At 44.5% G+C, this 21,594-nt stretch carries 18 protein-coding genes; 12 read left to right on the top strand and 6 right to left on the bottom strand.

Features of this window, described 5'->3' with window-relative positions:
* Positions 1-33: 33 nt before the first annotated feature.
* Positions 34-1,338, bottom strand: a complete 1,305-nt coding sequence (locus ABMY45_RS20710; RefSeq protein ID WP_349289450.1) for an inosine/guanosine kinase — start codon at positions 1,336-1,338, stop codon at positions 34-36.
* A 259-nt stretch (positions 1,339-1,597) separates the two neighbouring features.
* On the opposite strand from ABMY45_RS20710, the gene tadA reads away from it, so the two are divergent.
* Positions 1,598-2,098 carry a tRNA adenosine(34) deaminase TadA gene (gene tadA, locus ABMY45_RS20715; protein ID WP_349289451.1) on the top strand — a complete coding sequence of 167 codons (501 nt, stop codon included), beginning with the start codon at positions 1,598-1,600 and terminating at the stop codon, positions 2,096-2,098.
* Here the strand turns inward: tadA and ABMY45_RS20720 are convergent.
* Together ABMY45_RS20720 and mltF are read right to left on the bottom strand one after the other, a co-directional pair.
* Positions 2,095-2,277, bottom strand: a complete 183-nt coding sequence (locus ABMY45_RS20720; protein WP_010374594.1) for a hypothetical protein — start codon at positions 2,275-2,277, stop codon at positions 2,095-2,097. The genes tadA and ABMY45_RS20720 overlap by 4 nt on opposite strands.
* A gap of 129 nt (positions 2,278-2,406) precedes the next feature.
* On the bottom strand, positions 2,407-3,837 hold the full coding sequence (gene mltF / locus ABMY45_RS20725) for a membrane-bound lytic murein transglycosylase MltF (protein WP_235368307.1): 1,431 nt from the start codon (positions 3,835-3,837) through the stop codon (positions 2,407-2,409).
* Between the two features lie 201 nt (positions 3,838-4,038).
* Between mltF and purL the strand changes: the two genes are divergently transcribed.
* The 4 genes from purL to ABMY45_RS20745 all read left to right on the top strand — a co-directional run bounded on the left by purL (position 4,039) and on the right by ABMY45_RS20745 (position 11,093).
* Positions 4,039-7,923: a phosphoribosylformylglycinamidine synthase gene (gene purL, locus ABMY45_RS20730; protein ID WP_349289452.1), complete on the top strand. Its 3,885-nt coding sequence runs from the start codon at positions 4,039-4,041 to the stop codon at positions 7,921-7,923.
* Between the two features lie 104 nt (positions 7,924-8,027).
* A complete protein-coding gene (locus ABMY45_RS20735) occupies positions 8,028-10,580 on the top strand; it encodes a YdbH domain-containing protein (RefSeq protein ID WP_227386857.1) in 2,553 nt (850 codons plus the stop codon).
* 3 nt (positions 10,581-10,583) lie between these two features.
* Entirely contained in the window at positions 10,584-10,763 is a 180-nt protein-coding gene (locus ABMY45_RS20740) for a YnbE family lipoprotein (RefSeq protein ID WP_010374602.1), read from the top strand.
* Positions 10,764-10,772: 9 nt separating this feature from the next.
* Positions 10,773-11,093 (top strand): YdbL family protein, encoded by a 321-nt coding sequence (locus tag ABMY45_RS20745; protein ID WP_010607614.1) that lies wholly within the window; start codon positions 10,773-10,775, stop codon positions 11,091-11,093.
* Positions 11,094-11,159: 66 nt separating this feature from the next.
* Here the strand turns inward: ABMY45_RS20745 and ABMY45_RS20750 are convergent, their stop codons facing one another.
* Together ABMY45_RS20750 and waaA are read right to left on the bottom strand one after the other, a co-directional pair.
* On the bottom strand, positions 11,160-11,702 hold the full coding sequence (locus tag ABMY45_RS20750; protein ID WP_174169742.1) for a DUF1415 domain-containing protein: 543 nt from the start codon (positions 11,700-11,702) through the stop codon (positions 11,160-11,162).
* 3 nt (positions 11,703-11,705) lie between these two features.
* Complete coding sequence (gene waaA / locus ABMY45_RS20755) at positions 11,706-12,974, bottom strand: lipid IV(A) 3-deoxy-D-manno-octulosonic acid transferase (protein WP_174169743.1); 1,269 nt, start codon at positions 12,972-12,974, stop codon at positions 11,706-11,708.
* A 145-nt stretch (positions 12,975-13,119) separates the two neighbouring features.
* On the opposite strand from waaA, the gene ABMY45_RS20760 reads away from it, so the two are divergent.
* From ABMY45_RS20760 to hldE, 3 genes are read left to right on the top strand one after another with little or no spacing between them, the layout of a single operon-like run.
* Positions 13,120-14,565 (top strand): capsule assembly Wzi family protein, encoded by a 1,446-nt coding sequence (locus tag ABMY45_RS20760; RefSeq protein ID WP_174169744.1) that lies wholly within the window; start codon positions 13,120-13,122, stop codon positions 14,563-14,565.
* A gap of 40 nt (positions 14,566-14,605) precedes the next feature.
* Positions 14,606-15,202: an SIS domain-containing protein gene (locus tag ABMY45_RS20765; RefSeq protein WP_010374612.1), complete on the top strand. Its 597-nt coding sequence runs from the start codon at positions 14,606-14,608 to the stop codon at positions 15,200-15,202.
* A complete protein-coding gene (hldE, locus tag ABMY45_RS20770) occupies positions 15,199-16,647 on the top strand; it encodes a bifunctional D-glycero-beta-D-manno-heptose-7-phosphate kinase/D-glycero-beta-D-manno-heptose 1-phosphate adenylyltransferase HldE (RefSeq protein WP_227386858.1) in 1,449 nt (482 codons plus the stop codon). The genes ABMY45_RS20765 and hldE overlap by 4 nt, the downstream gene beginning before the upstream one ends.
* On the opposite strand, the gene ABMY45_RS20775 is transcribed toward hldE, so the two are convergent.
* Positions 16,644-17,357: a 3-deoxy-D-manno-octulosonic acid kinase gene (locus ABMY45_RS20775; protein ID WP_010607619.1), complete on the bottom strand. Its 714-nt coding sequence runs from the start codon at positions 17,355-17,357 to the stop codon at positions 16,644-16,646. The genes hldE and ABMY45_RS20775 overlap by 4 nt on opposite strands.
* A gap of 107 nt (positions 17,358-17,464) precedes the next feature.
* Between ABMY45_RS20775 and ABMY45_RS20780 the strand changes: the two genes are divergently transcribed.
* From ABMY45_RS20780 to tdh, 4 genes are all read left to right on the top strand, one after another.
* The gene (locus ABMY45_RS20780) at positions 17,465-18,532 is read left to right on the top strand and encodes a glycosyltransferase family 9 protein (protein ID WP_174169747.1); all 1,068 of its coding nucleotides are present in this window, start codon (positions 17,465-17,467) and stop codon (positions 18,530-18,532) included.
* Positions 18,525-19,079 (top strand): D-glycero-beta-D-manno-heptose 1,7-bisphosphate 7-phosphatase, encoded by a 555-nt coding sequence (gene gmhB / locus ABMY45_RS20785; RefSeq protein ID WP_010607621.1) that lies wholly within the window; start codon positions 18,525-18,527, stop codon positions 19,077-19,079. The genes ABMY45_RS20780 and gmhB overlap by 8 nt, the downstream gene beginning before the upstream one ends.
* 225 nt (positions 19,080-19,304) lie before the next feature.
* The gene (locus tag ABMY45_RS20790) at positions 19,305-20,501 is read left to right on the top strand and encodes a glycine C-acetyltransferase (RefSeq protein WP_349289453.1); all 1,197 of its coding nucleotides are present in this window, start codon (positions 19,305-19,307) and stop codon (positions 20,499-20,501) included.
* 44 nt (positions 20,502-20,545) lie between these two features.
* Positions 20,546-21,571 (top strand): L-threonine 3-dehydrogenase, encoded by a 1,026-nt coding sequence (tdh, locus tag ABMY45_RS20795; RefSeq protein WP_010607622.1) that lies wholly within the window; start codon positions 20,546-20,548, stop codon positions 21,569-21,571.
* Positions 21,572-21,594 lie beyond the last annotated feature (23 nt).

Consider the following 21,594-nt stretch of genomic DNA (forward strand, 5'->3'; position numbering starts at 1 on the left):
TATTTTTACCAATCCTAAACAAGCTAAGAACCGTTATTGTTCCCAGTATGATTGCTCTAGTGAGTCTTCACGCTCAGGTAGGCCTCGAGATAACCTTGGAGAGTGCTGAACGAGTACCTCGTAGCTTGCACGGTTTGCATACTTGCTTATCTGTGCCAGCGATGAATAGGTAATTGCACTTTGCTCATGTTTTGCTGAGTTTGGTACATTCAGTTTATGGTATTCATTGGCACAAATATCATGCAAAACAGCGGCAAGAGCGCAGTCACCTGCACCATTAGTATTCTTGATGATGTCTGGTCCACCCATATAAGGAGCGGTATGGCTGTATGCTCTGATAGGCTGTTCACACTGGGCTTTTTTCATTGCGCGTGAGAATTCGTAGCGATTAAATTCAGGAATAGCACCGGGAAGTAATGGGTATTCAGTCACACGCTTACAGCAGTCATCAACATAACCCGCCATAAACAACCCTTTAGGTCCCGCAGTACAGATGACCAGATCAACCCAGTCCAGTGCTTTATCCGCAGCGAGAAGTGGATCGCTAAAGCCTGTTATCGCTTCCCCTTCTTCTTCGTTCATCGCAAGGATATCAACATGTTTAGCAACGAAGTCAGCCCACCATTTTGGGTCTTGTTCAATTAAGAACTTAGTGCCAAGTGTTAATACTACGGGTACGCCAGCATTATTGGCATACTCAACCGCCTGCATCGTCGCTTGTGTCATGGTTTCGTCGCCACTCGTACGCATCAAGTAAGCGCTGATCACTAATGCCGAGGACTCTTCGATAAGCGTTTGGCAAATAGACTCAGGACGTAGGTGGTTCATTAATCCTGCGCTGATAGCAAAAGTACGCTCACCACTGTCATCAATAAGTGTAAAGCAACGACCAATGGGACCATCAACTGGCTGCAAGTAGTCCAGATCCACTCGGCTTGAGGTGTTGCATAAAAATTTATAGGCGTAGCTGCCAATCTTTATGTTTTCACTCATCACCCCAAGTAGGACTGAGCGATCATCTGCTAGCACCGAATAGTTGTGCATGGTGTTACCTATGGTACCGCCGGCAAATTCATAGTCGATCATGTCATCACGTTTTAGCCTATCATAAAGGGCGTTGGTGACATCATTGTCTATCACTTGTGACATACCACGCTGTAAGTGGAATTCATCAAGAAAAGCTTGATCCACTTTCGCTTCGATATCAACGACGATTTGATCTATACCACAGATATAGCTCCTTTTTAGCCGATCATCAGCGTGTAACTGGTTAATAAGCGGATCTTTATCTTCCACCGGAAAATAGTGTTTATGCCTACGGCGTCCCGGAAATTTCATATTCTACCCGTGTGTTTTTGAGCTTACGAAATAAAAAAAGCGGCGAATTATAGCGTAAATCCAACCCTGTGAGCCACGGCAAAATTGCGAAAATTATCAATAATCTCCGCAAAATATTAAAAAGATGTTGGTAACATCCTGAGTTTGCTTATAAAAGCAGCTGTATTGGTGACTATGATTATTTAAGAATAGCAGCTTAACCAGAGCTCTGCTGGAGGTGATATACTCCATTTTAGGTGAGGACGACAATAAAATTACCATGTCAGAAGTAAAAGATGATCAATATTGGATGGAAGTGGCGTTAGCATTTGCTGACAAAGCTGAAGCCGAAAACGAAATTCCAGTCGGTGCTGTTGTAGTGAAAGATGGTGAAATGATAGCTGCGGGTTGGAACCGTTCAATTACCTGTCATGATCCTTCGGCTCACGCTGAAATGATGGCTATTAGAGAAGCTGGCAAAGTCGTTGAAAATTATCGGCTGATTGATTGCACTTTATATGTGACGCTTGAGCCATGTCCTATGTGTGCCGGTTTACTGGTTCATAGCCGCTTGAGTCGGGTGGTGTTTGGTGCCTCTGATGCAAAAACGGGTGCGGCTGGTTCGATAATGAACTTGTTACAGCACGAAAAGCTGAATCACCACCTAGAAGTTACATCGGGCGTATTGGGTGAAGTATGTGGCGAAAAGCTGTCTGCATTTTTTAAGCGCAGACGCCAAGAGATTAAAGCAGCAAAAAAGTTGAAAAACGGTAGTACTTAAGGCTGTACTACCGCTGTGGCTGTTTTTGCGTCCCTTTGCTCTTCCATTTGAATTAGCGCAAAAATACGATGGCGCAAGAGCATTTTACGGTGTGCATTTTTCATCATTACACGACGGCGATTTGGCGACGTGTATTTGGTGTTACGTTTAAATTGATGATTCCGACGTCTTCTCAACATAGAACCTCCGAATGTGAGAGATTAGGTGGGGGTAATGCCCCCAAATATTAATTTAGTATAAATACGCTATGTCTATGACAGATTTATGACCTTTTGAAGCATTTATCAAGCCAGTTTAGTAAATATAAATTACTGCTGCTTCTCGACTTCACTTGCTTTGTCTGGATTATCAACCGGAGTAGTTTGCGAAGAGGCTTTACTGCTGTCAGGTAGGAGTGCACCGTTGTCTTCCAACCATACAAGTGCATCATAATAGCGGCGAATATTATCTACATACGTTACCGCAACATCACCACGAGCATATCCATATCTTGTATTTCGATAGTAGCGCTTTTTAGTAAGTAGTGGTAGTCGTTTTTTAACGTCTGCCCAGTTATTCGGATCGCCTCCTTGATCCGCAGTAATGTTACGCGCATCTCGCACATGGCCCCAGCCCACATTGTAGGAAGCAAGGGCAAACCAGGTACTATCGGGCTGCTGTATTTCTTCAGGCATACGGTCGAATAAAATACGTAGGTATTTGGCACCACCTTCAATATTTTGTTGGGCATTGAGGCGGTTTGTCACGCCAACTTTTTTAGCCGTGGGTTGTGTTAGCATCATGATGCCACGAACCCCAGTTGGAGACTTAGCTCTGGGATCCCACATCGATTCTTGATAGCTGACCGCAGCAAGTAGACGCCAATCGATATTGTGCTGTTTCGAATAACTTTTAAACCACTTGAGATAGGTGGGTAAGGTACTATGTACAGCTTCGACAAAGGCTAAGGTGTTTACATAGTTAAACTCTTCGATATGACCAAAATACTTCTCTTCGAGCGTGGCCAAAAAGTTGTTTTGTTGTACTCGGGCGAAAAATGCAGGCAGCAACGCATATAACGAATCGTCTTTTTCGTTACGCATCATCCACGCCACATGTTCATCTTTTGTAACTGAAAACGCAATACTGACGGTTGGGTGGTAGCGTCTAAATAGGGCCAGTGAATGTGAGTCTGTGATGGTGTAGTCAATCTCTCCGTCAATGATGGCCTGAAGCAGCTCTTCTTCACCTTTATCTGAGACAACTTCCCAACTCAAATGAGGATGGCTTGTTTTTGCTTCTTCGAGGGCAATAACATGGTTGCTGTGTGCTAGTACGGTAATTGGCGCTTTAATATCATCAAAGTCTCTTGGCCATTCTCTCCCTTGTTTGTACACGAGCTTTTGACTGATCATTCTATACGTCGGGCCAAAACGATATTGCGCTGTTCTTGATGGGTGAAAGCTTACTGCGGAGGCAACGATATCTAAGTCCCCGGCATCTAGCCTTGCAAATAACTCATCTAGATTAAAGTAAGGAACGATGTGTAATTCAACACCAAGCTCATTGGCAAATTCACTCGCCAGTTCATATTCGAACCCTTGTTCTCCAGTGGTGCCTTGGTAGTAGTTTCCCGGGCCCGCGAGCGTGCCAACACGTAATACCTTATTTTGTTTTACATGTTGCAACTGATTAAGAGGGGCTTTGTCGCACCCAACTAAACAGATGACAACAAAGCACATAAAGATGTATTTAAACATGACCTAGGTTCTCTTTTGCGCTCGAAATCCCAACTTACCGCAGCAAAATCATAATTGCAAAAGCCGAATTAACTTAAGGTAATGATAGATTTGCATGATATTTTCTAGTTTTGACAAATTAGTGTTAATTCCGCGCGCTATTTCCACTATAATGAGCGCCCAAAGATATCGTTCAATCCTTAACCCCGGATGAAAATACCTATGTTAATCCTACGTGGTGCACCTGCACTTTCAGATTTCAAAGTCCAAAAGATCCTTAAAACCTGCGCTGCAGCTCAATTACCAGTTACCAATGTTTATGCCGAGTTTATGCATTTTGCTGATTTAACGGCTGAGCTTTCAGAGGCTGAGTTAACTAAGCTAAACAGCCTGTTAAAGTATGGACCGACTATTACGGAGCACACGCCAGAGGGCAAACTGATCTTGGTAACACCAAGGATCGGAACTATCTCTCCTTGGGCTTCTAAAGCGACAGATATTGCAAACAACTGTGGTCTTACGCAAGTACACCGTGTTGAGCGTGGTATTGCTTATTATGTTGAGGGTGAACTTACACAAGCTCAGTTCGAAGAAGTTGCACAGTTACTTCATGACCGCATGACCGAATCTGTTCATGCAGAGCTTGATGATGCTGCTAAATTATTCCGCACGGAAACGCCTCGCCCGATGTCTTCAGTGGATATTCTTGGCGGCGGCCGTGAAGCACTTGCGGTTGCGAACGTTGAGCAGGGCTTTGCACTAGCTGATGACGAAATTGACTACTTAGTCGAAAGCTTTGAAAAGCTAGGTCGTAACCCTAATGACATCGAACTGTTCATGTTCGCTCAAGCAAACTCTGAGCACTGTCGTCACAAAATTTTCAACGCTGATTGGACTATCGATGGTGTAGAGCAGCCTAAGTCGCTGTTTAAAATGATTAAGAACACCTACGAAACCAATAGCGACAATGTATTGTCGGCTTATAAGGATAACGCGGCAGTAATGACTGGCTCTAAAGCGGGTCGTTTCTTCCCAAATACTGACGGCGAATACGCTTACCACGAGGAAGATATCCACATTCTGATGAAAGTGGAAACGCACAACCACCCAACGGCGATTGCTCCATTTTCTGGCGCATCAACAGGTTCAGGTGGCGAAATCCGCGATGAAGGTGCAACCGGTCGTGGTTCTAAGCCAAAAGCAGGTTTAGTTGGCTTCACGGTTTCTAACCTTCGTATTCCAGGTTTTGAGCAACCTTGGGAAACTAACTTTGGTAAACCAGGACGCATTGTTAATGCATTAGACATCATGCTTGATGGACCACTTGGTGGTGCTGCATTTAACAACGAGTTTGGTCGTCCAAACCTATTGGGTTACTTCCGTACTTACGAAGAAAAAGTAGAAAGCCATAATGGCGCTGAAGTACGTGGTTACCACAAGCCAATCATGATCGCTGGTGGTTTAGGTAACATCCGTGAAGATCACGTGCAAAAAGGCTCAATCCCTGTAGGTGCTAAGCTAATCGCACTTGGTGGTCCTGCAATGAACATCGGTCTTGGCGGTGGGGCTGCTTCATCAATGGCATCTGGCCAATCAAACGAAGATTTAGACTTTGCTTCTGTTCAGCGTGAAAACCCTGAGATGGAACGTCGTTGTCAGGAAGTGATCGATAAATGTTGGCAGCTTGGTGATGATAACCCAATCGCGTTTATTCATGATGTGGGCGCGGGTGGTTTATCAAATGCATTTCCTGAGCTTGTCGACGACGGCGGCCGTGGTGGTAAATTCCAGCTGCGTAACATCCCGAACGATGAACCAGGTATGGCACCACACGAAATCTGGTGTAACGAGTCGCAAGAGCGCTATGTATTGGCTGTTGCAGCGGAAGACTTTGCTCGCTTTGAAGCAATTTGTAAGCGTGAGCGCGCACAATATGCGGTAATCGGTGAAGCGACGGAAGAGCGTCATCTAACAGTAGCTGATAGCCACTTTGATAATAATCCTGTGGACCTGCCACTAGACGTATTACTTGGCAAGCCACCTAAAATGCATCGTGACGTTGAGTCAAAGCGTGTAGTGGGTACAGCATTAGATACAGCTGGTATTGAACTTGAAGATGCAGCTAAGCGTTTACTTCGCCTACCTACGATTGCTGAGAAAACATTCCTTATCACGATTGGTGACAGAACCGTAACGGGTCTGGTTGCACGTGACCAAATGGTTGGCCCTTGGCAAGTACCAGTCGCTAACTGCGCGGTAACTGCGGCAACTTACGATACTTACCACGGTGAAGCGATGTCGATGGGTGAGCGCACCCCTGCGGCACTACTTAACTATGGAGCATCAGCGCGTCTAGCAGTAGCAGAAGCGTTAACCAATATCGCTGGTGCTAATATCGGTAGCCTAAACAACATTAAGCTTTCTGCAAACTGGATGGCGGCTGCGGGTCACCCAGGCGAAGATGCGGGTCTGTACGAAGCGGTTAAAGCGGTTGGTGAAGAATTATGTCCGGCATTAGGCCTTACAATCCCAGTTGGTAAAGACTCAATGTCGATGAAGACAAAGTGGGATGAAAATGGCGAAGAAAAGTCAGTGACTGCGCCATTATCGCTTATCATCACTGCATTTGGTCGTGTTGAGGATATTCGCAAAACAGTCACGCCTGAGCTTCGTACTGATAAGGGTGAAACCAGCCTATTCCTACTTGACTTAGGTGCTGGTCAAAACCGTCTTGGCGCGTCAAGCTTAGCGCAAGTGTACAAGCAACTTGGCGACAAGACACCTGACGTTGACAGCCCTGAGCTGTTAAAAGGCTTCTACAATGCGGTACAAACATTAGTTGAGTCTGGCAAGCTTATCGCTTACCACGACCGCTCTGACGGTGGTCTATTCACCACTGCCGCGGAAATGGCGTTTGCAGGCCATACAGGTGTGAGCATTGAATTAGATGCGCTGCAAGGTACAGACTTAGAAGTGCTATTCAATGAAGAACTTGGCGCAGTATTGCAAGTTCGCAATGATGACATTGCAGCGGTTGAAGCGGTATTTGCCGAACACGGTATTGCTGATATTGCACATCGCATCGGTACGCTAAATAGCGAAGATAAAATTATCTTTACTCGTGGCGGTCAGGCAGTACTTGAAAATACTCGCACAGAGCTTCGCACTACCTGGGCTGAGACAACTTACCAGATGCAAGCGCTACGTGATAACCCTGATTGCGCGAAGCAAGAGTTTGACGCTAAGTTCGATGACAAAGATCCGGGCCTTAACGTTAAACTAAGCTTTGATCTAAACGAAGATATCGCAGCGCCTTACATTGCAAAAGGGGTAAAGCCTCAAGTTGCCATCTTGCGTGAACAAGGCGTTAACTCACATATCGAAATGGCGGCTGCATTTAATCGTGCTGGTTTTGCGGCAATCGACGTACACATGAGCGATATCCTTGAAGGTCGCTTAACACTAGAGCAATTCAAAGGCCTAGTGGCATGTGGTGGCTTCTCATACGGTGACGTATTAGGTGCTGGTGAAGGCTGGGCGAAATCAATCCTATTCCATGACTCAGCACGTGAGCAATTCCAAGGCTTCTTCCAACGCCAAGATACTTTCAGCTTAGGTGTTTGTAATGGTTGTCAGATGCTTTCTACATTAAAAGAGCTGATCCCAGGCACGGAAAACTGGCCACGTTTTGTCACCAACAAGTCAGAGCGTTTTGAAGCGCGTTTCAGCTTAGTTGAAGTACAGCAAAGCCCGTCAATCTTCTTTGATGGTATGGCTGGCTCTCGCATGCCAATCGCGGTATCACATGGTGAAGGTCATGCTGAGTTTGCAAGCGAAGCGGCGGTACAAACGGCACTGAATTCAGGTTCAGTTGCTGTGAAGTTTGTTGATAACTACGGTGATCCAACCACTCAGTATCCAGCTAACCCGAATGGCTCACCTGCTGGTATTACAGGCATGACGTCAACAGACGGTCGTGCAACTGTGATGATGCCGCACCCTGAGCGTGTATTCAGAGCAGTTGCAAACTCTTGGCACCCAGATGAGTGGCAAGAAGATAGCCCTTGGATGCGTATGTTCCGCAATGCGCGTAAGCTAGTAGGCTAACATATTTGAAAAAGGTCACTTCGGTGACCTTTTTTATTCATGGCTCGATAATTATCTATCGGGTACACTGAAAGGGAAATAGCAATCATATTTTAGGGATACGAATGAAAAAATGGCTTTGGAGCTTAGCGTTGATACTCAGTGTTTTAGTGGGTGTTTACCTTGCCAGAGTTCCTTTGTCGCTCTGGGCCATTAAACATTTTATACCAGTTAATGAACTTCAGGTCAGTTGTCTTGACTGGCGCTTGTCGGGCTTCAATCGTATCCATATTACAAAAGCATGTGTGCAGACAGATGCGTTTAATGCCCAGCTTTATGATGCGCAACTAAGCATGCGCCAAGTCAATATTGAAAAAGCGAACATTCAACTTCTTCCGTCCAAAAATTCAGATGCAACTCAGCCACAGCGCCTTACATTGCCACTCGACATCACCAGACCCAAAATGCATGTTGCCAAGCTCTCTATATCTGGTGAGCCATTACCAAAGCCATTAGTCGTGTCGATTTCGGAGTCCGAGCTGAATCAATTTGTAGTTTCAGGTGACATCGCTGCTGAAGTTACATTGCAGCCAGAGCGTATTGCTGCAAATGTTGACCTTAGTGGCGAGTACCTCAGCGCTTTGTTACCTCCTCAGATCCAAGCACTTTCAGGAACTAGCCAGCTTGAATTCGATGGTCTGGCTATAGACGCAGAGCTAGAACTTGAAACTCTAGTGGCGCTTGAACAGGCTGAGTGTAAAGGTACCTTTGCGTATATAGGTGCTGTGTCTGGGCGGTATGATTTTGCCACGCAGCAGGGGAAGATAGCACTTGCCGAACCGATTTCAGCGAAATCAATGCTTGATTGTCTTACTTCTGAATATAGCAAACTGTTACCGACCACTTGGCAGCTTCGTTTACCGAGTGAAATCACTATTTCTGCGGATTCAATCGCGACAGGTTTACTTGAAGTGGCAGGTAAAGATAAACCGTTACAGCTTGAAGTTAATGAGTTAGCAGTCGACTTAACTGAGCTTTTCGTCAATGGTGGTATTCACCTTGAATTTTCCGATGAAAAGTGGGGCGCGCATACACTGGTGGGAGCGCTTAGTGCGCGGCCAAATTTTGTTAATATGAGTGGGGAAATCACAAGTGACCTTCAAAAGCTTACACTGCAAGATGTTATTGCTGAGAATCTCGAGCTCAATAGCCGCTTCAAAATATCGGGTGATCCAACCGAGCTAATTACAGTTGAGGCTAAGCCGGCCATATTCTCAACCCAGTTGTCGACATCAGATTTGGTGATTGATAATCCATCTCTGACGTTTGACTTACATGCGCAGCTAGATGTGCCAAAGCTCAAAAGTGGACATCTACTACACAGAGTCTTACCTGAAGGAATGAGTTTTGCGATAACGCTTGATTCAAAACTGCAAAACCTGAGTGTTGAGAATGTAACAGCAAAACAGAGTGCGTTGAGCGGGCGAGTTGTGCTTGAGCCTACACATGATTTTGATATCAACCTCACCTTAACCAGTGCACAGATACAACAGCAGAGTTATAAACTGAATGAGTTTGCACAGACACTGCACTGGCAAGGCTCAGTCGCGACCGGAGAAATCTTTTCAACCTTGTCGGGCAATACTAAGGTAGCAGAAGTTAACTTAGCTGATCTCAGTTTGAAAAACGTGAGCATTGACAGCAAAGGGCAGCAAAGCCGCGGATTGATGGCGTCACATGTGGTTAATATTGATGGTGTAAAGGCGTTGCTTGAGCATCAATATTCAAGCTTAAAACATCCAGCACAAATACACGTGCCCACGCAGCAGCTCACTCAACTTCAGCCATATATTGACGCATTTTTACCGAACTTAAAAATTACCCATGGTAACTTCTATGCAGTACTCGAAGGGGATTTATCCACGCGCATATTTACCTTAGACGGGAGCGTTCAAAACGGCTCTGCGTTATTTAATGAACGGCTTATTCAAAATGCAGCGATTGATGTCTTTGGTCTAATAAGTTCAGCTAATATTCAACTCAAGCCAACCACACTGAGTGTTGAAGAGTTGAGAGCTGGTGTTATCGTTCAAGCAATAACAGGCCAACTATTCAGCGAAGCAGGCGTGGCTAAACTAAAAGATATTAACGCACAGGTTTTTGCCGGTAACGTGGGGATTGATGAAGTTAGTTTGGTCTCAACGCCGCAGGTCGTTCAGGTGTCGCTAGATAAACTGAGTTTAGATCTTATTGCCGCCTCTGGGCATGATGCAGGCGTTGAGCTCAGAGGGCTGATCTCAGGCAAGTTACCAGTACAAGTATCTTCATCTGGGGTGCGTATTGATTCTGGCCATATCCATAATGTTGGTGAAGGGCTATTAAAGGTTGAAAACAATGCATCAATTAATGCGCTAAAAGAGCAGCAACCTAGCTTACAAACGGTGATTGGTGTACTTGACGAGTTGACCATTGAGCAATTGAGTAGTGGCGTAAATTTAAGTGAAGACGGCTGGTTGGACTTAGATGTTAAAATTACAGGAATTAACAAACTCCAACAACAACCAGTAAACTTTAACTATACACACTCAGAAAATGTGTTTACCTTATTACGAGCCCTACGCTTGAGCGACGAGATTACGCGCGAAGTGGAAAATGCGTTAAATAAAGAGGAGCGTTAGTGAATGAAATGGATGCTAGTGATATCAGCTTTATTGGTATTGAGTGCTTGTACTCATAAGGTGCAAGTAGAAACCAAAGAGCCTATTACGATTAACTTAAATGTAAAAGTAGATCATGAGATCCGCGTGAAAGTGGATAAAGAACTCGACAATTTATTCAGCGAAGACAGCGAGCTATTCTAAGGAGGATTTATGAAGCTAAAAGCAATCTCTACCCTAATTATTGGGCTCAGTATGAGCTTCGCCGCATTCGCAATTTCCATTGACGATGCTAAATCACAGGGTTTAGTTGGCGAAACTACATCGGGCTATCTTGGCGTGGTTAAAAATGGCCAAGGTGTACAGCAGCTAGTTGATGAAGTGAATGAAAAGCGCAAACAGAAATACCAGCAATTAGCGAAAAAGAACGGTATCACGCTTGAGCAAGTAGAGGCTTTAGCGGCTAAAAAAGCGTATAACAAAACGCAATCAGGTCATTATATTCAAGTCAATGGCAGCTGGGTGAAAAAGTAGTAATTCAAAACCTTACAAGAAAAGGCTGGCTAAACCAGCCTTTTGACTATTTAACCGTAGCTTAGGTTATTTAACCTTGTGGCATTGCTGCAGCAAATGCTGCCAAAACGCTTCCCCTTTACGTCTTGCGAGGCGGATATTATTTTCTGGGATCTGTTCAGGATCGATATAGTCTTCTAATGCTTGGGCCATACTTTCTTCGCGGATCAAGTGGAGTGTTGGGTAGGGCGCGCGGTTAGTATAGTTTGCTGCGTCATGCTCATCGCTATCAGCAAACACATAATCTGGATGAAAAGTGGCAATTTGATAAGTGCCTTCAAACCCTTGCGCTACTAATAAAGCGTTTGCTAGGTCGACGAGATCCAAAAAGTCATCAAAATTACTAAAACCCTTATCAAATATAACTAGTGTTGTTTCTCGCTCTGGCTCATGGTTTAACTCTGAGCACTGCTCTAACATATCCATTACGGCATCGTCGTGGCTTATCGCTTGAGACACGAAATAATGAATGCTGTTACTTTCAACTTCCTGTCGAGCAAACGGGCAAAAGTTGTATTTTACAATGACTTGGCTAACCCAGTTTTGCATTGTAGAGATGACTGTATTCATGAATTATTCCAAGCTCTTATTGATTAGTGTCATGGTTTTAGAAATAGCCCCAGTATTTTCAACTAGTACCGATTGAGCGTTAGCACCGATTTGCGTTCGAAGCGATTTATCTTCAAATAGCGTAATAATTTGAGCGGCAAGCTTGTCCTCATCATCAACTACGATGGCACCTTGTTGCGCGATAAGTTGAGGGTATATATGCGCAAAATTATAGGTATGTGGGCCGGTTAATATTGGCACACCATGAGCCGCCGCTTCTAGTGGGTTATGACCGCCGCGCTCAATCAAGCTACCTCCAATATAGGCGATATCAGCACCACCAAATAGCCACTTTAATTCCCCTAAAGTATCCGCTAACAAGACCGAAGCTTCTGCGTCTATACCGTTACTACTCTTTCTGGTAAAAGCGATCTCTTGTTCACTGAGGTAGTCAGCAACCGCTTGAAACTGCTCGGGATGGCGAGGCGCGATAATAAGTAACGCATTACTTATCTGCTCTAATACTCGTTGATGGGCAGCAATGACTTGCTCATGCTCCTTAGGATGCGTAGATCCTGCAAGCCAAATTAACCGCTCGGGGTAATTTTCTTGAAACTGTCTTGCCTTTGCAATTTCTTCTTCGGTGATTGAGATATCAAACTTGATTGAGCCAGTAATGTGAAGCTTAGATTGAACAAGCCCGAGCTTGATGAAACGCTTGCCGTCTTCTTCATTATGGGCTGCAAGCAGATCTATGTTGCTCATCAAGCCTTTCGTTAACCAAGCATGCTTTTTATAACCTTGGTATGATTTTTCAGAGAGTCTGGCATTGACTACCAAGGTTTTACATTGGTTTTGTTTGGCGTAATAAAAAAGATTAGGCCACAGCTCAGTTTCCATCACAATAAGGAGTTTGGGCTTCAAGGAATTGAAAAATTTTCTGACCGCAAAAGCAAAATCTATAGGTAAATAACAAACATGTACCTGAACCTGAGCGCGAAAAGCTTTTGTTATCTCTTCTCTACCTGTTGGGGTGTTACAGGTGATAATGATTGATGTGTTCTCAGAAGCATTCAATATTGACTTTATAAGCGGGGTTGCTGCAAGCACTTCACCAACAGAAGCACAATGGATCATAATACTGTGTTGTGGCAGCTTGCTAATATTTCGGCCAAAGCGCTCATTAAAATGCACTCGATAACCTTGGTTTTTTCTACCTCGAATAAAATAGAGATAGCTCAATAACAAAGGGGCTAACACTAGCAACAGCAGGGAATATAAATGGCGTGCCATAGAAATTGCTTCAGCTCAAAAATCAGTATTTTACCTTGTTCCAGGGCGAAATTGAATGAACAACACAATTTTACACAGTTCAACAGATGCCTAGGGGCTTTTGGTTTGGTAGTATTTAGCGCATTAAAAGTAATGGAATAACAAAATGAATTTAGCTCGAGTACTCGCTTGCTGTAGTTTATTAGCTTCGAATCTCGCTTTAGCGAGCCCAACAGCCTATTTACCCATTGGGCAAGATCCGCTGTTGGAATATCAAATCGATAAAATGTTTGCGTTGACCGTTGGTACGCCTATGGCAAAGCCTTACCGTATCAGTGAAATCAAGATGCATTTGATGAAGCTTAGGCATATTGACGCCACATTACAACAGAGTATTAGTCAGGGAATTGCACCTTACTTACAAGATGACGCACTAACGCAAAGATCTGTCACATTGCGTGTTGATAGTGGTGAGGAAAAACAAATCGCCAACGACAGAGGTAATTATAGTGGTGAATATGCCGAATTGGGATTCGCTGGAGTATGGCGAGGCGGTGACTCGAGTATTCTACAAATAGGTGCTGAGTATCGAGTAGAAGCAGACAAGCTGGTGGCGTATAACACTTTTTACGGGCTATCTTATGGCAATTTACAGCTTAACCTAGGTTATAAAGAACATTGGTTCTCGCCATTTAAGCATTCGGCTCAGGTCTACTCTAATAACGCTAAAAACCGGCCTTCTATTTCATTGGGGTTAGTTGTTCCACTTAAAAACTGGTGGAATTTTGATGTTGAATTGTTTTATTCAGAGTTAGATAAAGTCGAAAAGGGAATTCGTTTTCAAAATACATTGCATGATGGTACACCGAAAATTGCTGGTACACACTTTAGTATTGAACCAATCGATGGTTGGAAAATTGGTCTAAATCGAGTACTACAATTTGGTGGAGGCCCTAGGAAGGTGGATTTTGAGGACTTTATTAAGGCCTATATAGATCCTGCTGGCAATGACAATAAAATCGGCGACCTGACTCAAGATGATGAACTTGGCGACCAATGGGCAACGATCACCACGAGCTTCACTACAAATTACGGTACCAGAGCACAATGGTATCTAGAGTATGGTGGGGAAGATACTAATAACCATAAGAACTATTTGTTTGGTAATACAGCGACTAGCGTAGGCATTTTCCTACCGAATGTAAGTTCAACCACCTCATTACGCTATGAATTTACCGACATGGAAAGTCTTTGGTACGTCAATGAAATTTATCAAACTAAAGGCAATACGATTGATGGGTTTGGTGTGGGACACTTTGCTGCCAACCATCGCCAGTTCGATGATGGTGCACCGACGCAGATCCATGTACTAGAAGGTACTTATCAAGCAGATTACCGTTCTTTGTGGCGAGCTAAGCTGTCGGTTATTGATAACGAAAGTAAATACTTCAACGAATTAAATGAGCTTGGTGCTGAATATGAAACTGGTTATGAATTTGAGCTGGCGCATATTGGTGAAGCTTACAGCAAGCAAGTCGAAACTAAATTAACCTTGGGTAAAGATGTCTTCGGTGAGAATTACACTTGGTTATCAGTCCATGTATACTGGTAGGTATCACGCGGGACAAGCATAGAATAGTTTAGGAACAAATATGTCATTGAATGAACAAGTAGCACAAAGCTACTTCGCAAGCTTACAGCGCCATGTTGATGTTTTTGAAACAATGGCAAACTATCACCAAGAATGTGTTGAGCTACTTGAAGCATGCCAAAGTACATTAGCAGCAGGTGGTAAGGTCATTTGGTTTGGTAATGGTGGCAGCGCGGCAGATGCGCAGCACCTAGCTGCAGAATTTGTGGTGCGTTACAAATTAGAGCGTGGTCCTTTGGCTTCGATTGCACTGACTACCGACACCTCAATTTTGACCGCGCACAGCAATGACTATCACTTTGACTCCGTATTTGAACGTCAAGTTCAGGCACTTTGTAAACCGGAAGATATGGTGATTGGTTTAACCACATCAGGTACGAGCCCTAATATCAATTTGGCACTTCAAGCCGCGAATGAAATTGGCGCGTTTACCGTGGCATTGACTGGCAGAACTGGTGGCAAAGTTAAGGATATTGCTAAATTACCGATTATTATCGCAAACGACGAGACGGCGCGTATTCAAGAAGCGCATATGTTTATTGGTCACTGGCTATGCGAAGCGGTCGATATGCTCGTTGCGGCGGAGCAAGAGGCATGAAGTTAGCGGCGCTTCAACAGCTAAATCAAGCCAAGGTATTGGTGGTTGGCGATGTGATGTTGGATAGGTACTGGCATGGAGATACCGGGCGCATTTCTCCTGAGGCTCCAGTACCTGTGGTTAAAGTCAGCGCGTTGGAAGACAAAGCTGGTGGTGCGGCGAACGTTGCCAAAAACATCGCTCACCTAGATGGTAAAGTGGGTTTGCTTGGGCTTATCGGCGAAGATGACAATGGCAAAACGCTTGAGGCTATTCTTACCAAAGAAAACATTGAATCTAGCCTAGTTAACGTCGTTGCGCTGCCGACTATCGCAAAAATGCGTGTGATCAGCCGTCATCAGCAAGTAGTCCGACTCGATTTAGAAGAACCCTTTCAGTTATCTCACAGTCAACTACTGCTTGAGCGTCTAAAGCAAGAAGTTGATAAGTATGACTTTGTGTTGTTTAGCGACTACAACAAAGGCGCTTTATGCGCCATTTCAGATATGATTGCGGTGGCTAAAGCTGCTGGTAAAACGGTACTTATTGATCCCAAAAATAGTGACTTGAGCCTTTATCAAGGTGCTGATTTTATCACGCCTAACTTAAACGAATTTAAACTCGCAGGTGGAGATACAAGCAGCGAAGAGGCACTCACCTCTAGTGCGCGCGAGCTCCTGAAAACGTCAGGGATCGGCGCTATGTTGCTGACGCGCTCCGAGCAAGGTATGTCTTTGATAACCAATACTGAAAAGTTTGATTTCCCAGCTCAAGTACAGGAAGTAAGTGACGTTACGGGAGCTGGCGATACCGTGATCGCCACACTGACGACGATGTTAGGCGCAGGAATGTCTGCTAAAGACGCGGTGGAGGTTGCAAATATTGCCGCAGGCATTGCCGTGAGTAAGTTAGGTGCTGCAACGGTGTCACCGGAAGAGTTGAGTCGCAAACTGGGTCAATATCTTAGAGAAACGGGCGAGCACTACCAAACGCCGTTTGAAGAAGTGCTTAAGCACATTACTTTTGCCAAGCAAAACGGCGAAACCATTGTGTTTACCAACGGCTGCTTTGATATTCTCCATGCAGGCCATGTGCGTTATTTAGCGCAAGCTAAAGCGATGGGAGATAGACTCGTCGTTGGGTTAAATAATGATGAATCAATCTCGCGTCTCAAAGGGCCTGAACGTCCAATCAATCCATTGAAAGAGCGGGCAATGGTGTTATCTGCACTCGCTTCTGTGGATTGGGTTATTCCGTTTGGCAGTATTGAAGAAAATGACACACCAGCTAAGCTGATAGAAATGGTCAGCCCTGACATTTTGGTCAAAGGTGGTGACTATAAAGTGGAAGAGATTGCAGGTGCAGAGCATGTGCTTAATCAAGGTGGAAAAGTCGAGGTGTTAGCATTTTTGGATGGCTGCTCGACTTCCAATGTGATTAAAAAGGCACAGCTACAAAAAAGTTAACGTGCGCTGTGATAGGCTTGCATCAATACTTGCCATTGATTTTCATCAAAATAAAAGGTCGGCCATTTGCCGGCCTCTTTTTTAAATGAACGTTGCAAACGCTCCATGTTTGCGTGCTGCCAACTTGAGTTTGGCTGCATGATTTTGCCCTTATCAAAATCAATTAGAAATACTTTGCCGTTGGCATCAAACAAAATATTGTTGATGTTCAAATCATCGTGATAGGCACCTGCTTGGTGAAACTGAGCAATGGTGTGGCCGATACTTTCCAGTTCATTTGTACTAAGCGTTCTTGCTTGCAAAATTTCGCAAACACTGGTGGCATCAGACACCGCTTCGGTCAAAATATCTGCACGATAAATACCAAAATGAAGCGATATTCTTGCGCCAAGTGGTGTTGGGACTGGTAAACCTTGTAGTTGTAGTTGCTCTAGCAAAGCAAACTCTTGATATACGCGAGTATTTTCTAGTTTGGTAAAAATATATTGATCACTCAACAGCTTGCCGATTAAGCCACCACGATAATAGTGCTTGAGTACCGCTATGCCTTGATTAAACCGCACGAACCACGCCGTTGCTCGGCCTTCTTTCGAGCCGACAATCGCATTATTTTTCTGCCAATATTCAGGGTCAAACATTTCTTCTGAAACATCATAATCTAGGGTTGAAGGCGTTAGTAAATAGCTATGCGGCTGTTTGGTGATTTGCACAATATAGGATTCTTAAGAGTCAATTGTGGCATTCTAACGATTTTTCATCCTCAGTGAAACTTGCAAACTTGTTTGATTAATTTAAGATCAAGCGCTTGTTACTTTCCATGAGAACTATTGTTTTGAGCAAATCCTTGACCTCTATTTGTATTTTGCGACTTTCTGCGATTGGCGACGTGTGCCATGCAGTGAGTGCTGTACAGGCGATCCAACGCGCACATCCGCAAGCGAAAATAACGTGGGTGATAGGTAAAGTGGAAGCCATGTTACTGGCTGACCTACCCGGTGTTGAGCTCGTCGTATTTGACAAAAAGCAGGGTAAAGCCGCGCTCAAGGCGTTAAAGGCAAAGTTCAAAGGGCAAAAGTTTGACGTATTACTACATATGCAGGTTGCGTTAAGAGCCAACCTTGTTGCGCGAGTTATTCCTGCAAAGCAAAAAATAGGCTTTGATAAAGGGCGCTCAAAAGAGTTACACAGCTTGTTTATTAATAAGCGGATCGCACCTCAAAAGTCGCCACATGTGCTCGAAGGTTTCCAAAACTTTGCCCGTGCAATTGGTGCTGAGTGCGGTGAGCCAACATGGCAGATGCCAGTGACGGCAGCTCATCGAGCTGCGGCAAAATCGCTATTACCTGAAGGCAAGGTTTTTGTGATATCGCCTGCGGCAAGTAAAGCCGAGCGCAATTGGCTTCCTGAGCGTTATGCTAGGGTTGCAGATCATGCTGCTGCATTGGGGTTTCATGTGGTGATAACGGGTGGCCCAACGGAGCTTGAGCAAAGCTTAGCAGCCGAAATTCAAAAACACAGTCAAGCTGAGTTATTAAACTTAGTGGGAAAAACTGATTTGAAAACCCTACTTTGTGTGTTGGATCAAGCCGAATTGGTGCTAGCACCTGATACTGGGCCTGCTCATATGGCTGTGACAGTTGGAACGCCGGTGATCGGTTTGTATGCTCACTCCAACCCAACTCGCACAGGGCCATATCTGTATCAAGACTATGTAGTTGAGGTTTATCATCAAAACCTCATTGCGCAAAAGGGTAAAACTGCTGAGCAATTACCCTGGGGAACACGGGTAAAAGGTAGCGAACTCATGTCTCAAATTTCTGTTGATGCAGTAATTACGATGTTTGAGCGAGTAATAAAAGAGCAGGAGATCGTGACCAATGCATAAGGCAGTATTTTTAGACAGAGACGGCGTTGTTAATAAAGATCACGCCTATGTTCATAAAATCGCGGATTTTGAGTTTATCGATGGGGTATTCAGTGCCTGCCAAGCATTTAGCAAAGCCGGTTATAAAATTGTGGTCGTGACGAATCAGTCGGGCATTGGCCGAGGTTACTACGATGAAGCACAATTTCACGCGTTAAGCGAGTGGATGTGCGCGCAGTTTATGGCGCATGGTGTTGACATCGCTGGTGTTTATTTTTGTCCTCACCACCCTGAAAAGGCACAAGGCCCATATAAAGTAGAGTGTGACTGTCGTAAACCAGAACCCGGGATGCTGCTGCAAGCGATAGCCGAGCATGACTTGGATCCTACGCATAGTATTATGATTGGTGACAAAGTCTCAGACATCAAGGCTGCCCGCGCTGCTGGCGTAAAAACAGCCATTTTAGTTGAGTCTGGGCAGAGTTTTAGTCAAGAGCAACAACAGCTCGCGGATAAAGTATGTGCGTCGTTGGCGGAGGTACCAGCCGCACTATGTTTGTCTGAGTAAAATAAAGTTTGCTGCCAGTTGTCGCAAATCGTGCATTTATTGTGTGAACCTTTTAAAATAAAGATATCTTTTAATGTACCAGGTATGATTGAATTGGTACGTTCCAATTAACTTGAGCTAATTAATATAGAATAAGCCCAAGCGTTAACTTCTGATAGTGAGAATGACAACCGCCTATGGCGATGCGTAGCTTACTATCACCGTGCAAAAAATGGAGACTCCCAGATGAGAGCATCGGCCTTCTACAGCCAGCTTCAGCAACAAATTGAAGAAGTAAAAGCTGAAGGATTATATAAAAAAGAGCGTATTATCACTTCTCAGCAGCAAGCTGAAATTGCAGTATCGACTGGCGAAAGTGTAATTAACTTCTGTGCAAACAACTATCTAGGTTTGGCGAATCACCCAGAGCTAATTAAAGCGGCGCAAGGCGGCCTTGATGACCATGGTTTTGGTGTCGCGTCGGTGCGCTTTATCTGTGGTACGCAAGATATTCACAAAACGCTTGAAGCAAAGATCAGTGAATTTTTAGAAACAGAAGATACTATCCTTTACTCTTCATGCTTTGATGCCAATGCTGGTTTATTCGAAACTATCTTAGGCCCTGAAGATGCAATTATCTCGGACTCATTAAATCACGCTTCCATCATTGATGGTGTGCGTTTATGTAAAGCTAAGCGTTTCCGCTATGCTAACAACGATATGGCTGATCTTGAGCAGCAGTTAATTGCTGCTGATGAAGCTGGTGTGAAAACCAAGCTTATCGCGACCGATGGCGTATTCTCAATGGATGGCGTTATTTGTAACTTAAAAGCGGTTTGTGACTTAGCGGATAAGTACGACGCATTAGTGATGGTTGATGATTCACACGCGGTGGGCTTTGTTGGTGAAAATGGCCGAGGAACACCGGAATACTGTGGTGTATTAGACCGAGTGGATATTATTACAGGAACGCTTGGTAAAGCACTTGGCGGTGCATCTGGCGGTTATACCTCTGGTAAGAAAGAAATCGTAGAGTGGTTACGTCAGCGTTCACGTCCTTATTTATTCTCAAACTCGCTAGCGCCTTCAATTGTTACAGCTTCAATAAAAGTGCTAGACATGATGAAAGAAGGCGATGTCCTACGTGCTAAACTATGGGATAACGCAGCTTACTTCCGTACTAAGATGGAAGCTGTTGGCTTTACTTGTGCCGGTAAAGATCACGCTATTATTCCGGTTATGTTAGGCGATGCCAAAGTAGCCTCAGAAATGGCTGACAGATTGCTAGCTGAAGGGATCTATGTGATCGGTTTCTCTTATCCTGTCGTGCCAAAAGGTCAAGCTAGGATCAGAACACAAATTTCAGCTGCGCATACTACTGAGCAGCTAGACAAAGCAATCGAAGCCTTTACCCGTATTGGTAAAGAGCTAGGCGTCATTTAATTTTGCCACCGGCATTAAGCCGGTGCAGCTAACGAGCGAATACTATGAAAGCATTATCCAAGTTGAAAGCTGAAGAAGGAATTTGGATGGCGGATGTGCCAAAACCGGAAGTAGGGCACAACGATCTATTGATCAAAATCCGTAAAACAGCAATTTGTGGTACCGACGTACACATCTACAAATGGGATGAGTGGGCACAAAACACGATCCCAACTCCAATGGTTGTGGGACACGAATACGTAGGTGAAGTGGTCGATATGGGCCAAGAGGTGCGTGGTTTTAGCATTGGCGACCGAGTGTCTGGTGAAGGTCATATCACATGTGGTCACTGTCGTAATTGTCGTGCTGGTCGTGTTCACCTATGTCGTAACACCATTGGGGTAGGCGTTAACCGCGAAGGTTCATTTGCAGAATACTTGGTTATTCCTGCTTATAATGCGTTTAAGATCCCTGACAATATTTCTGACGAACTCGCTTCTATCTTCGACCCATTCGGTAATGCAGTGCACACCGCATTGTCGTTTGACTTAGTTGGTGAAGATGTCCTCATTACAGGTGCGGGTCCAATTGGTATTATGGCTGCGGCAGTGGCGAAGCACGTCGGTGCGCGTCATGTGGTGATCACAGATGTAAACGAATATCGCCTTGAACTTGCCACTAAAATGGGTGCTACGCGAGCAGTAAATGTTGCCAACGAAAGCCTCGAAACGGTTATGAAAGATCTTGGTATGACAGAAGGGTTCGATGTTGGGCTTGAAATGTCAGGTGTTCCTTCTGCATTTAAGGGCATGTTAAACAGCATGAACCATGGTGGTAAGATTGCAATGCTGGGCATTCCTCCTTCTGACATGGCGGTGGATTGGAACCAAGTGATCTTCAAGGGTCTAGTGATCAAGGGGATTTACGGCCGTGAAATGTTTGAAACTTGGTACAAAATGGCAAGTTTGATCCAGTCAGGCTTAAACCTTGACCCAATCATTACACATCAGTTCCATGTTGATGACTTCCAGACTGGCTTTGATACGATGATTTCAGGGCAATCAGGTAAAGTGATTCTGAATTGGGATTAATGCTCAACTTTGCTTAGTGCATG

Source organism: Pseudoalteromonas sp. XMcav11-Q (assembly GCF_040104525.1).
In the GTDB taxonomy this organism is placed as follows: domain Bacteria; phylum Pseudomonadota; class Gammaproteobacteria; order Enterobacterales; family Alteromonadaceae; genus Pseudoalteromonas.

Bases quoted from the DNA above. Each gene is read 5' to 3' on its own strand.
- ABMY45_RS20740 (WP_010374602.1), top strand. From the start codon at position 10,584: ATGAAATGGATGCTAGTGATATCAGCTTTATTGGTATTGAGTGCTTGT.
- purL (WP_349289452.1), top strand. From the start codon at position 4,039: ATGTTAATCCTACGTGGTGCACCTGCACTTTCAGATTTCAAAGTCCAA.
- ABMY45_RS20720 (WP_010374594.1), bottom strand. From the start codon at position 2,277: ATGTTGAGAAGACGTCGGAATCATCAATTTAAACGTAACACCAAATAC.
- tadA (WP_349289451.1), top strand. From the start codon at position 1,598: ATGTCAGAAGTAAAAGATGATCAATATTGGATGGAAGTGGCGTTAGCA.
- ABMY45_RS20760 (WP_174169744.1), top strand. From the start codon at position 13,120: ATGAATTTAGCTCGAGTACTCGCTTGCTGTAGTTTATTAGCTTCGAAT.
- ABMY45_RS20765 (WP_010374612.1), top strand. From the start codon at position 14,606: ATGTCATTGAATGAACAAGTAGCACAAAGCTACTTCGCAAGCTTACAG.
- ABMY45_RS20745 (WP_010607614.1), top strand. From the start codon at position 10,773: ATGAAGCTAAAAGCAATCTCTACCCTAATTATTGGGCTCAGTATGAGC.
- ABMY45_RS20710 (WP_349289450.1), bottom strand. From the start codon at position 1,338: ATGAAATTTCCGGGACGCCGTAGGCATAAACACTATTTTCCGGTGGAA.
- ABMY45_RS20780 (WP_174169747.1), top strand. From the start codon at position 17,465: ATGAGAACTATTGTTTTGAGCAAATCCTTGACCTCTATTTGTATTTTG.
- gmhB (WP_010607621.1), top strand. From the start codon at position 18,525: ATGCATAAGGCAGTATTTTTAGACAGAGACGGCGTTGTTAATAAAGAT.
- ABMY45_RS20790 (WP_349289453.1), top strand. From the start codon at position 19,305: ATGAGAGCATCGGCCTTCTACAGCCAGCTTCAGCAACAAATTGAAGAA.
- tdh (WP_010607622.1), top strand. From the start codon at position 20,546: ATGAAAGCATTATCCAAGTTGAAAGCTGAAGAAGGAATTTGGATGGCG.
- ABMY45_RS20750 (WP_174169742.1), bottom strand. From the start codon at position 11,702: ATGAATACAGTCATCTCTACAATGCAAAACTGGGTTAGCCAAGTCATT.
- hldE (WP_227386858.1), top strand. From the start codon at position 15,199: ATGAAGTTAGCGGCGCTTCAACAGCTAAATCAAGCCAAGGTATTGGTG.
- waaA (WP_174169743.1), bottom strand. From the start codon at position 12,974: ATGGCACGCCATTTATATTCCCTGCTGTTGCTAGTGTTAGCCCCTTTG.
- mltF (WP_235368307.1), bottom strand. From the start codon at position 3,837: ATGTTTAAATACATCTTTATGTGCTTTGTTGTCATCTGTTTAGTTGGG.
- ABMY45_RS20735 (WP_227386857.1), top strand. From the start codon at position 8,028: ATGAAAAAATGGCTTTGGAGCTTAGCGTTGATACTCAGTGTTTTAGTG.